We start from the raw sequence: 12,413 nt of genomic DNA on the forward strand, positions 1-12,413 counted from the left end.
TCAATTAAGATGCATTTTAAATACATCTTATGGTAATCATTATCGTTCGTAAAGATAGTTTGAACAAAATTATGATTTTAAATATTTGTTTAAAAGCAGATCTGTCACATCTGATGAAGAAATAGATTCACCACATAATACCTTCATCATAATTTCTTTACCTAACGACGCTAAAGAAAACAACATATCAGGACGTAATCGACTAATTTTATCTCTATTTTCATCCTGATTAATAATGGTAATTAACTTGGCATCGACATTAGAACATTCTTGGATAGTGAGTAGGATAAAGGTATTTTCAGCGTCACTTTCAGATAAAGTTGCTACCCAGCTGGCTTTCGAAATATTAGCGGATTCAAGTGTTTTAAGGTTAGTCGGATCACCTTCAATAATATTTGCTTGTGCATCATAAACAGCTTTACTTTTATCAGTACAAATCGCAATAACTGGTTTTCCCTGCTCTCTTAATCCCTTTTCTAATTGTGATGCCAGTGCCGAAGATCCAATAATAATAAAATGATTATGCATTTTAGCGATCCTTTTCTTAACAATCTCACGAGTCCCTCGAGCAAGAAATCCCATGACATAAACAATGGATGTGGTAAAAACGGTTATTCCCAAGATCACAACAGTTAGTGTAAAAATACGTGCATTTGTACTAATTGGCACAATATCGCCAAATCCCAATGTCGTCATACAGACAATAGAAAAATAAAATGCATCCATCAATGTTGTAATATGAGGCCTGAACTCATTCCCAATATAAAGGCTTCCTAACATTGAGAATAACAGCAAAGAAAGGATACAGATAAAAGCCACAAAGCCAGCACTAGTTAAACTATGATGTGGAAAGGCTCGCCAACTGATTAATAATCCAACCACCAAAGCAAAAGAAAAGTAAGCCTGAAAACCAATTTGCTGGTAAACCGCAACATCAAGAAAAACAATGGTAGCTAATAAAATAATAGAGACACACCATGCGATCCTTGCACCTAAATACATAAATATTGAAAGCAAGATCAACGCACAAGCTAACATCACTTTAGGTATATCAAGAAGCTTTAATACACCCAATGATTTAAGCCATGCAGAAAAACCGTGTATTTCCCAATCCAGATAAATACCACGGGACAACAAAATTGAATAAATGATAAATATACCATTTAAGATAAGTAATAAAGACATCATCTTTCTTGTCACTTTAGATGTCTCTATCACATTTAGTATTACGGATAATTTCATATTAGGTATCGTGAATACTCGACTAGTTATTTAAAGGAATATTATCTAATCCTTGAAATTTAAAAGGCTCTGCTGGTTTAAAATGGCTTGTTGCATTAGCTGAATAAATGATTGATTGCTCTTCACCTAATGATAGCACCATGACTTTCCCGCTTTCCTTTGAAAAATCAATTTCCTTTAAATTAACCCAAAAGGTATTTGGTGATAATGCTGATTCAAAAAAATATAATTGATTCTTATGATCAGCCACCGTTCTCCAGCGTGTAGATGAGATTTCAGGCGATTCAACGGTACTTAATCCATAAGGAACAGAAACATTTCTGATCACACCAAAAACACTAGCAAGCGATTTTTTACTCGATTGAGCCTTAGGAATAGCATTCACATAAAAAGAAGCTCTGGCAAAACGATCAGATGCACGATTTGTTCCTGGTAACATCACGGTTCCGCCAATTTGTTGCCAATAACTATTTAATGCTAACTGCTCTGAAAAAATAGGCGAGTTCGTCATCACTTGATACTCTTTGCTGTGATGAATTACTTGTTTGCCGTTGATATATTCAATAATGGCACTATCACCTGTAGCATCCGAAAGAGAAAGATGTAACGTTGCCATTCTATCCTGTCCTGGCACTTTATCCGTTAAAACAATAAAAGGTTCACTTTCTAATGCTGTCACGGCTTCTTCTACGGTAGCAAAATTATCTAGCACATACTGAGCCCATGCTGAAATCGAAATAGCTGGTTTTTCTTTGGTATAAGCTGGGTAATCTGATTCTGCCAACCATAATAAATTAGCAACCAATCCCTTTTCATTCATACCATCTGTTGTTGAAATATCATAACCGGATGCAACAACACTTCCATATTTAGATGTCCATTTAATTGAATTATCACCCGCCTCTCCTGAACGTTGCATACCTTGTGGAAATATCCATAAATTGGTTCCAATATCGTATTTCCAATCCATGGAACGAGCTGTAATAACTTGATTATTATCACCTAAATAGACAAGCCGAGTACACGCATCAACCTCTGACACTCCTGCTGTAAAAAAAGCAGAAATAAGCAGAGTACCCAAAAAAGTATGACGTAATTTTTTCATTATTGACTCTTTCCCGTTAAATGAATGGATGAGATGGCGAAAATTTTTCTTTTTTTATCCTTACATAAAATAGATTAGCTAATAAATAGACTTTTATTAACTGTATGAAAAAATAAGAACTATTGCCTAAGTATAAAACAACTCACCTTAATTGCGCATAAAAAAACCGATACGCTAAGGTATCGGTTTATAAATTATCTAGGTGATAAGAGGCTTTATTGCCCTACAGAAAGCATTTAATTACGCTTTTTTTACACCTTCAACTGAGATAATTAGTTCAGCTTCTTGTGATTTTGGCCCTAAATCTGATTTAATATTAAACTCTTTTAGGTTTACTTTACCTGTTGCTTCAAAACCAGCACGGTAACCTTTCCAAGGATCAGTCCCTTCGCCAATTAATTTTGCATTTAATGATACTGGCTTAGTCACACCATTTAATGTTAAATCACCAACCACTACATAGTTTTCACCTTCACGGGTAACGTTGGTTGATACAAATCGTGCTTCAGGATATTTGCTCACATTAAAGAAATCAGCACTGCGTAAATGTTTATCACGTTCAGCATGATTTGTGTCTAAGCTTCCAGTTTTGATCACAACATCAACTTTATCTTTTGATGGATCTTCTTTGTCATAACTAAAAGTACCATCAAAATCTTTAAATGTGCCATATAACCAGCTATAGCCTAAATGTTGGATACGAAACTGTACAAATGCGTGCTGACCTTGTTTATCAATAGCATAATCAGCTGCTAAAGCAGTGCTCGCATTAAATAACAACGCACCTGCGGTTAAACCCAATAAAGCTTTCTTAAACATGGCTATCTCCATAATTTTGTTTTATAAATTTAATTATTTAGTTCGCATTCCTAGCATGCGTTTTAACGTTACATCTTTATCAATAAAATGATGTTTTAAGGCACCAGCCATATGTAATAGTGATAACAAAACAACTGACCATGCTAAATAAAGATGAATATCACCTGCTAAATCTGCTTGTTCGGCTTCCCCTGTAAAAATAGCGGGCACAGAGAACCATTCAAATACAGATATCGCTTGACCATCAGCAGTGGAAATTAAATAACCGCTAATGAGAATGGAAAATAAAATTAAATATAAGAGCATGTGTGCGATATGGGCACTAATACGAGTAAATTTACTGTAGCTTGCTAATGCTTTTGGTGGTGGCGATATCCAACGCCATATCACACGTACTATCAGAATAATAAATAAAAGAATACCGATACTTTTATGTATTTCAGGTGCCGAATGATACCAACTATCATAATAACCTAGCGTCACCATCCATAATCCTAAAGCAAACATACCGTAAACAGTAAGTGCTGACCCCCAATGCAAAAGGAGTGACAAGTGCCCGTAGCGAGAAGTGTTATTTCGCCATTGCATAATAAAAACCCAATAGTTTCTAATTCATTAAAATAATGTTATCTAGTTTAGTGTATTGGGAATAAAATGTTAGTCCATAATTCAACAAATAATTTGCTTATCTTTATCAATAATAATCAATAAGTAACAAGCTCTTATTAGTCACTTAGTTGATTATCTAATCAATAGTATTGTTGAAATCATCGCTTATGGGCAAAATAGAATAAACACATTGCTGATTTATAACACTCAATAACAGAAGAAAATATAAGAGAAAAACAATGCCTAAAAATAAGATTTATACAACTATTGTTCAGCCTTCATAACAATTATATATTTACTTATCCTAAATTAGAACTAATTAAACAAAATACAATGATAATTAAAGGTACAGTAAAAAAAACAGATAACCAACGCATTTCACGTACAACACCAAAAATAATACCTACAATACATACAAAAAAAATAACAGGCATCATTTCTGAGTAGTGATCATGAAAATAGTGCATTAATAAATTAATCCACGAATGATCGTTTTGCATATAAAAATTTCAACCAACATAAGTATATTTAAATTAAGATAGTGATAAATTACTATCATTAACAAATAAAACAAGTGTTGTATTATAAATATCAATCATTGCGCACAAAGATATTAAAATACTTCAACCTTCAATTTACAACAACATCAATAATAAAAAATATTATTCTAAGTTAAATTAACAATAATATAAAATGAAATAGGTTAAATAAAACAAAATCGAATAAATAGAAACGATATTGTTATTATCCCAACCTTAACAAAATGAAATAATAATTTCATTTAATTTCAAATAAAGAAAATTAATTTCGATAAGTGATAATAAAACTAATAAAAAATAAATAAAATAGAGTTTTAAACATCAAATAATTACCTTTAGTTTATTCATTTACTTTGAATTAACTCTATATTTCATTTTAATTGCTATTAGCTAAAAACATTCAATTTCGACTCAAAAAACACTACAATTACAGCAGTATTTTTATTGAGGGCACTATGTCTACTGCAACAAATCTGAATGAACTACAGGAACAAGTTCGCTCCCGCTATAATGGATTAAGTAAAAGGCTACAGCAGGTTGCACATTATCTACTTGATAATAAAAACAGTGTGGCATTTGATACAATTGCAATCCTTGCAGATAAAGCAAATGTTCCTCCATCGACATTAATTCGTTTTGCCAATGCGTTTCATTTCAATGGTTTTAATGAAATGAAACAATTATTTCAACATCACTTGATGAATGAAATGGTAAATGAAAATGAAAATTTAACTTATAAACAGAAATATAAAGAGGAACCACCTAATCTGAATGAGCCTGCCTATATTTTGCAAGAATTTGCACAAGCAAATAGCCATTCATTGCAACAATTGGCAAATCAGACTCACAGAGAAATGTTAAATAAAACATTACAATTACTCGAATATGCTGAAACAATTTATATTTGTGGATTTCATCACTCATTCAGTGCTGCGAGTTATTTTTTTCATGCGCTCTCGCACATTCCTTGTGAAACTGTCTTTGTAAACAGCTTAGGAGGAATGTACAAAGAGCAATTGAGAAATATTACACATCGGGATGTGCTTTTTGGCATTCATTTCCATCCATACTCAGATGAAATGCAAAAAATGTGTGAGATGGCAACATATAAAGAAGCTAAACAAATTATTGTTACAGACAGTCCCATTAGCCCATTGGCGAGTTTGAGTGACGTTTGTTTAACGGTAAAAGAAGCTCAAATAAAAACCTTTCGCTCTCAAACATCAACAATGTGTTTGCTACAAGCGATTTCTGTTGCTTTTGCCTTTAGGAAAAAACATTAGTTAACATTTATCCAAAACTGCATTTTAATAAAAATGCAGTTTTTTATTAAATAAAATATTTTAAAAATAATTAATAATACATTAAAAAACATATAATTTTATTTAAAACTATTTTTAAGAGTAATTCCAGAATGTTTTATTTGTGATGAAAAAAACAATCATTTAGCATTGATTTACGCCAAAAATTCCTTTCAAAGGGTTAAATTAAATGTTATTTAAAAAGTTGTTTTTATTCTTTATATTATTTCCTTCATTTTCTTATTCAAATGTAGACTCAACAAAAGGAAAAGAAGAAATACCTATTATCGTTAACATCCCTGGTGTTTCATTAGGTGATAATAGTAATGCTTCAGGTAATGGTTCAATTGCCATAGGTGTCAATAGCCAAGCTAAAAATACACACTCTGTTGCTATTGGTCATAATGCATTAGCCACAGAAGAAAATACGGTTTCATTTGGTAACACTGAAAAGAACCATACATCTCGATTAGTTAATATTAGTGATGGTAAAAATAATACAGATGCCGTCAATCTTATCCAGACTAAAAAAATGGTAGATAAAAATAGAATAACAACAAATAACGCCATCAATCAGCTAAAAAGAAGTATGAGTACAGATATTAATGATCTCAAAACTCATGTTAATACGTTTGATCAATATTACAGGAAAAGACAAGCTGAAATCACAGACTCGGTTGCAAATTTAGATAAAAAAATCATCGCATTAGAAAAGAAAGTATTTGCAGGTATTGCCTCATCTGTTGCAATGACGAATATTCCTTATCTTAGCCATCACACCTTAAGTGGGGGAATTGGTATTAGTAATTATCGAACTGGTACGGCTTTTGCCGGAGGCATACAATATAAACCTAATAACGACATTGCATTTAGATTAAATTCGTCAATAAATAGTGAACAAGAAATCATTATCGGCGGTGGTTTAGCCTATGGTTTCTAATTACGCCTATTTTCTATAAATAAAAAATAAAAATCATGTTATTAATTAAGCAGTAATAAATATATTCTATTACTGCTTTTTATTACATTTCTTTCAAAAAGAGATTTTTTTAGATAGTCAAAATTAAATAACCGTACTTAAATTAATAAATTTATCTTTAGAATTATTAATATATTTTTGTATTATAAAATATTTTTTATATACTAAGATTATAATTTAGCATAAAAAGGAATAAAAAATGGATTATATATTTCGAAAAATGACATCTAAAGATATCAGTTCAGTGGCAACATTATTACAGTCAAATTCAGAATCTCAACAAGGCGGATTATATGGTGAATATCCCCAAAACAAAGTTGAGGCAATGTATCAAAGTAGTACAAATACTATTGTTGCACTTAATCAAGAAAATATCGTTGCGGTTGTTTTCAGCTTCCCTGTCACATCATGCTCAATTCCGCCTATTGCTCAAGAAATTAATCGACGCTTTCCAGAGATAACACAAAATAATTGGTTTTATGGTCCAGTCTGTATTGATAAATCACATCGAGGAAAATCACTATTAAGCGATCTTTACCAACATATTTGCGCTTTATATGGTGGACATCCTATTGCATTTGTTAATGGTGATAATATTCGATCTCTAAAAGCTCACCAAAAGTTAGGCATGGAGATAGTTAAAAGCATTGAGTTTAAAGGAACATCTTGGTGGGTCATAAAGGGACAATGAAAACAAACGAAAGAAAAAGACTTACACTTTCTGTTATCCAACTTTCTAGCTAAAAAATGAAACTTTAAGGTATTTTTGCAACCATCATCACAAAACAACAGATATCATTTAAAATCAATTAATTATATTGTTTTATAAAAAGTTAATCTATTCTTAACAATATTCCAACTCCTATTTTAGCTGTCAAATTGCTTACAATTTGACACCATTCTGTGATCTCCCTTTCAATTCTTGATCTTTCGTTAACTTACTTTTTGATCTTATGTAAAAGTATAAATAAGATAAAAGACACCAATTCGAAAGTAAACGTAAAATAGGAGGAAGCAATGACTGTTTCCCGCAGAACTTTTATAAAAGGGCTTGCAGCCAGCGGAGCAGCAATGACTGTTTCTACCCCTGTTATTGCTAATTCAGGAAGCACAGCCTCTAACACGCGATCTCGTCCGGAAAACGCCCCTAATCTATTAATTGTTTTTCCTGATGAAATGCGGGCACACGCATTACAGTTTATGGGAGAAGATCCCTCAATTACACCAAATCTGAATAAATTTGCGAAGCAAGCCAAAGTAATGACACAAATGGCTTCAAATTACCCTCTTTGCTCTCCTTTCCGCGGCATGTTTATGACTGGGCAATACCCTGTTCGCAATGGCATTACAGGAAATGCACATGATTATGGTGGCAAAGTAGGTATTGATTTATCTCCTTACGCAAAATGCTGGTCTGACGTTTTAAAATCACTCGATTACAGCACTGGCTATATTGGCAAATGGCACCTTGACGCACCTTACGAACCATTTATTGAAAGTTACAACAATCCAATGGAAGGTCGTTATTGGAATGAATGGGCAGCACCAGATAGACGCCATGGTTTTGATTTTTGGTATTCTTATGGCACCTACGATTTACATTTAAAACCAATGTATTGGGCAAACGATACCCCTCGTGATAAACCAATTTACATTGATCAATGGGGGCCTGAACATGAAGCTGACATGGCAATCAAGTTCCTCAAAAATGAAAACAATCAATTTAGGGATAATTCAAAACCATTTGCATTAGTGGTTTCAATGAATCCACCGCATTCGCCTTATGACCAAGTACCGAAGAAATATCTCGATGCTTATCAAGGTAAAACGTCTAAAGAGCTCAACACTCGCCCGAACGTACAATGGGAAAGTGAATACCAAGAAGGCTATGGACCTCAATATTTCAAAGAATATATGGCAATGGTCAACGGTGTTGATGAGCAATTTGGTCGTATCGTCGATGAATTAGAAAAACAAGGCCTTGCAGATAATACTCTTGTTGTTTTCTTCTCTGATCATGGTAGTTGCTTAGGGTCAAATGGGCAGGCAACAAAAAATAACCCTTATGAAGAATCCATGCGTGTTCCTATGATGTTTCGTTTACCGGGTAAAATCAAACCAGGATCTGATGACGCACTAATGTCAGCGCCTGATATTTACCCAACTATCTTAGGGCTACTTGGCTTATCCGAATGGATACCTGATTCTGTCGAAGGCAGTGATCTTTCAGACCGAGTGGTCACAGGCAAAGGCGACACAGCAAACTCGCAGCTTTATCTTTTTATTCCTTATGGAGAACCTTCATTTGGTAAACGAGGTGTCAGAACCAAAACTCATACACTGGTTATCGATAGACAAGATGGTCATCCATTGAAATATACCTTATATGACAATGTAAATGATCCCTATCAAATGAAAAATATTGCCAAAGACAATATGCCTTTAATTGAGAAATTAATTAAAGAAGAATTAACCCCTTGGTTGGAAAAAACAGGAGATTCTTGGCGCGCCTCTGAATTTATTACGGCAACAACCAATAAATTAAATAAAACAATATCAACATGTAAAGAAAAATAATAAAAATATCTGCGCCATTATTTTATGGCGCTATATATAAACCCAATTCGCTTATATAAAAATCCTTTTAATAGAATAAAAGGAAAGACGTCCTACACCTAAAAATTGACATTAATAAAAGCGAATAAAGAATTGGATATATACCATGAACAAATTTCGTATTGCTCTTTTCTTACCTCTTCTTGGCTTAGGTTTAACTTCTTTTCATTCTCAGGCAGCTAATGTCAACGCCATGTTTTCTTGGGAAACAGCAGATTACGACACACCCAATAACTATGCTGGTTATCGTGTTGATTTTAATATTAATCCAGAAAAATCTAACTGGTATTTCGATGTTGGCTTTCGCCAACGTGAACATGATAATAAAAACCGCTACCAACGTTATGATTTACAAGGTAGTTATCGTTTTAAATTAAACAATGGTTGGATACAACCAGGTTTAAAAATCCGCCAAGATCTCACTAATTATGATAACGGCAGTCGTTTAACTATTGATTTTTATGAATCAAAAACCAATTACCAATTTCCAATTAATAAAGATTGGGTTTTAACAGGTAGTGTTTTATTTGGCTTACAAAAGAAAGAAGACAAACGTAGCAATGGTGTCACAAATACGGATTATTTAGGCTGGGAAATTGAACCTGGTCTACGTTATTTTGTTACCCCTAATATTAATACTACTGTTGCTTATTTTGATGGTGGTAAGCAAGCAATACGACATGAAGAATACGACACAAAAGAAACAAACCATAATCAACAATTACGTATGTATGTGAACTGGACAACACCAATAGGATTAATAGTTTCTCCATCAATGCGTAAATCTATTTTTGGAAAAATAGAAGATAGAACAAATAAAGGCGTTTATATCGAAAAAGATATGACACGTTATACCCTACAAATGGCTTATCAAATATCACCTCAATGGCGTGTCATGACGGAATATTATAATGAACGAGTTGAAAATAAAAATGATGGTAGTAAATCGACTCAGGATTATTTCAAAGTTTCATTCCGAGCAACATTCTAATAATTAAAATCATATAATTGTTCATGGAGTTATATTGTGAAAAATAAAAAATTGTTATTTTTGAGCGCTGCTATTTTATCAGCTATTTATGGTTCAGCATGGGCGACAGAATGTGATCCTACTTTAAATATCTGTGAAACGGTTAATGTTAATGACGGTAATACGGCTCAAATAAATAAAGATGTCACGGTTTCTCAAGGTGATGGTGTTGTATTTAATGGCTCATCAACAGAATATAAAGCTCAAGCAATCACAAAAAACATTACTGTTACTGGTGATGGCGCAAGTGGCCTTAAGATAAATCAAGGTGCTTCTTTTAGCAGTAATATCAATCTAAATGGCGCTAATGTGACTAGTGAAAATGGCACAGCCATCTTGGTTGAAGGCGATTTTCCTAAACGAGGTACTGGCGTTTATGTAAGAGACGGTGCCATTATTCGTGGAAAAACCGCAGCCATTGATTTTAGAACACTAAAAACAGGTTTTAGAAGTGATGTAAATGGTGAGATCCACGGCGATATATTAGGAAATGGTCACGCAGATACTAAAATAAACTTTGCATATCAAGGTGGGGCTCAAAACGCCTTATTTGATGGATATCAAATCACAGGTGTTCCATTAATTGAAAACCATGGCAATTTAACTATCCAAGGAAAAGATAAAACGATTCATTGGGAAGGTAATTTCATGAATAAGGAAAATAGCCAGTTAATTTTCCGTCTTGATGATAATACCAATACTGATGAAACCATTCTTCATGTTGACGGTGATGTCACTTTTAAAAAAGGCAGCCAAGCCAAATTAGATTTTAGAGGCACCAGTGTCGATAACATTATAAATAAAGATATTTTTTTGATTTCTTCCAATTCAGCGATTAAAGATGAAGCTGGAATTACGGTTACTGACGCCAATGCCATTGCACCAGATGTATCTCCGTTATTAGAAAAAACAGATTCATGGTTAGAAACTACACCGCCTAATATTAGTGGTGGTGTTAGCGGTAATCAATTAGTTGCACGTTATGGCATTAGCTATGAAGGTGGTAATAACTTTATTAGTGCTGCTGAACGTGGTGGCGTCAATGAAAATGGATTAACAGCAGCTAGTTTTATTATTCCAACTGTTTTAAATGAATTTAATAATACCCGTAGTCAAATTTCAGATGAGGCTTTGAGTTTATTAGTTGCAGCTGGAAATGACGATAATAATATTGCTGCATTATCAAATGATTTAGCCCCTATTGCTGATGGCAGTGATATTCAAGCGGGATTAATCATGGTTGAAGATATGCGCAATAATATCGCACATCGCTATTTACGCTATGATAACCAATTGCCAATTGAAGAAAGAGAAGCTGGCTGGAATAGTTGGGCCAATTTACTGTATGGTTATGGCACACAAAGCAATCAAGGTGGAATTAACGGTTACAACACTTATCGTACTGGTATTCAAATCGGTACTGATTATGAAATTAATCAAGATGCTCTTATTGGTGTTTCTTTTGCTTATAACTACGCAAAGGCTGACGCCAAACAACGTAACGCAAGTAAAGAAATTAACCATTTTGAATTTATGCCTTACACCGGTTGGTATAGTGACACATTATTCCTAAACGGTAATTTAAATATTGGTTATTACACTGTCGATAGCGAACGAGATATTGGTGGTAATACTGGATGGGAAGGAAATACCAAAGCAAAAGGTGATTATTCTGGTGTGCAATTAGGTTATCAGATTAATGCAGGAACTCATTTTGATTTTGATTTCATCCATATTAAACCGATGCTGACTTACCAATATCAATGGCTCAATATTGATTCTTGGGAAGAAACAGGCTCTGTCTTATCTATGCGTACTTATGGCCAACGATATGCTGTTAATCAATTAGGCGGCTCTGTTGCTTTATGGAATAGCTATCAAACTGCTTATGGAAAATTAACCCCATCCCTTAATCTTCGTTATTTCAAAGATATCGCAGGTGACAATAATATTAATCAACGCCACAGTCTGACTTATTTTAATACTGGAGGAGATACCTTTGATATTAAAGGAAATACTGTTGGTGGTGACATTATTAGTGCGGAATTAGGTGCCAATCTCGATATCACTCAATCATTAAATTTAGGCACAACGATGGGCTATCAGCGTTATGACAAATTTAATGAAGGACGCATTGGTTTCACTTTTAGCCAGCGTTTCTAAGGAGAAAAAA

General features: G+C 33.5%; 11 protein-coding genes. 6 read left to right on the top strand and 5 right to left on the bottom strand.

Annotation, left to right across the window (positions count from 1 at the left end):
- Positions 1–69: 69 nt before the first annotated feature.
- The 5 genes from DK866_RS01920 to DK866_RS01940 form a co-directional block, all read right to left on the bottom strand.
- The gene (locus DK866_RS01920) at positions 70–1,185 is read right to left on the bottom strand and encodes an NAD-binding protein (RefSeq protein ID WP_244179637.1); all 1,116 of its coding nucleotides are present in this window, start codon (positions 1,183–1,185) and stop codon (positions 70–72) included.
- Positions 1,186–1,264: 79 nt separating this feature from the next.
- Positions 1,265–2,350, bottom strand: coding sequence for a linear amide C-N hydrolase (locus DK866_RS01925; protein WP_109407500.1), 1,086 nt, complete (start codon positions 2,348–2,350; stop codon positions 1,265–1,267).
- 237 nt (positions 2,351–2,587) lie between these two features.
- The gene (locus DK866_RS01930) at positions 2,588–3,166 is read right to left on the bottom strand and encodes a YceI family protein (protein ID WP_109407501.1); all 579 of its coding nucleotides are present in this window, start codon (positions 3,164–3,166) and stop codon (positions 2,588–2,590) included.
- 33 nt (positions 3,167–3,199) lie between these two features.
- Entirely contained in the window at positions 3,200–3,754 is a 555-nt protein-coding gene (locus DK866_RS01935) for a cytochrome b (RefSeq protein ID WP_109407502.1), read from the bottom strand.
- 320 nt (positions 3,755–4,074) lie between these two features.
- On the bottom strand, positions 4,075–4,275 hold the full coding sequence (locus DK866_RS01940) for a hypothetical protein (protein WP_109407503.1): 201 nt from the start codon (positions 4,273–4,275) through the stop codon (positions 4,075–4,077).
- Between the two features lie 494 nt (positions 4,276–4,769).
- Here DK866_RS01940 and DK866_RS01945 point away from each other — a divergent pair, with 494 nt between their 5' ends.
- From DK866_RS01945 to DK866_RS01970, 6 genes are all read left to right on the top strand, one after another.
- Positions 4,770–5,597: a MurR/RpiR family transcriptional regulator gene (locus tag DK866_RS01945; RefSeq protein ID WP_109407504.1), complete on the top strand. Its 828-nt coding sequence runs from the start codon at positions 4,770–4,772 to the stop codon at positions 5,595–5,597.
- A gap of 208 nt (positions 5,598–5,805) precedes the next feature.
- Positions 5,806–6,555 carry a hemagglutinin gene (locus tag DK866_RS01950; protein ID WP_109407505.1) on the top strand — a complete coding sequence of 250 codons (750 nt, stop codon included), beginning with the start codon at positions 5,806–5,808 and terminating at the stop codon, positions 6,553–6,555.
- A gap of 238 nt (positions 6,556–6,793) precedes the next feature.
- The gene (locus DK866_RS01955) at positions 6,794–7,285 is read left to right on the top strand and encodes an N-acetyltransferase (RefSeq protein WP_109407506.1); all 492 of its coding nucleotides are present in this window, start codon (positions 6,794–6,796) and stop codon (positions 7,283–7,285) included.
- A gap of 326 nt (positions 7,286–7,611) precedes the next feature.
- A complete protein-coding gene (locus DK866_RS01960) occupies positions 7,612–9,171 on the top strand; it encodes a sulfatase-like hydrolase/transferase (protein WP_109407507.1) in 1,560 nt (519 codons plus the stop codon).
- A 145-nt stretch (positions 9,172–9,316) separates the two neighbouring features.
- The gene (locus DK866_RS01965; protein ID WP_109407508.1) at positions 9,317–10,201 is read left to right on the top strand and encodes an OmpG porin family protein; all 885 of its coding nucleotides are present in this window, start codon (positions 9,317–9,319) and stop codon (positions 10,199–10,201) included.
- 36 nt (positions 10,202–10,237) lie between these two features.
- On the top strand, positions 10,238–12,403 hold the full coding sequence (locus tag DK866_RS01970) for an autotransporter outer membrane beta-barrel domain-containing protein (protein ID WP_109407509.1): 2,166 nt from the start codon (positions 10,238–10,240) through the stop codon (positions 12,401–12,403).
- The last annotated feature ends 10 nt before the right edge of the window (positions 12,404–12,413 follow it).

This window comes from Proteus genomosp. 4 str. ATCC 51469 (genome assembly GCF_003144375.1).
Lineage (GTDB): Bacteria > Pseudomonadota > Gammaproteobacteria > Enterobacterales > Enterobacteriaceae > Proteus.

Coding starts and splice junctions, on each gene's coding strand:
- DK866_RS01930 (WP_109407501.1), bottom strand. CDS start 3,166: ATGTTTAAGAAAGCTTTATTGGGTTTAACCGCAGGTGCGTTGTTATTT.
- DK866_RS01965 (WP_109407508.1), top strand. CDS start 9,317: ATGAACAAATTTCGTATTGCTCTTTTCTTACCTCTTCTTGGCTTAGGT.
- DK866_RS01940 (WP_109407503.1), bottom strand. CDS start 4,275: ATGCAAAACGATCATTCGTGGATTAATTTATTAATGCACTATTTTCAT.
- DK866_RS01945 (WP_109407504.1), top strand. CDS start 4,770: ATGTCTACTGCAACAAATCTGAATGAACTACAGGAACAAGTTCGCTCC.
- DK866_RS01960 (WP_109407507.1), top strand. CDS start 7,612: ATGACTGTTTCCCGCAGAACTTTTATAAAAGGGCTTGCAGCCAGCGGA.
- DK866_RS01935 (WP_109407502.1), bottom strand. CDS start 3,754: ATGCAATGGCGAAATAACACTTCTCGCTACGGGCACTTGTCACTCCTT.
- DK866_RS01920 (WP_244179637.1), bottom strand. CDS start 1,185: ATGTCTTTATTACTTATCTTAAATGGTATATTTATCATTTATTCAATT.
- DK866_RS01955 (WP_109407506.1), top strand. CDS start 6,794: ATGGATTATATATTTCGAAAAATGACATCTAAAGATATCAGTTCAGTG.
- DK866_RS01950 (WP_109407505.1), top strand. CDS start 5,806: ATGTTATTTAAAAAGTTGTTTTTATTCTTTATATTATTTCCTTCATTT.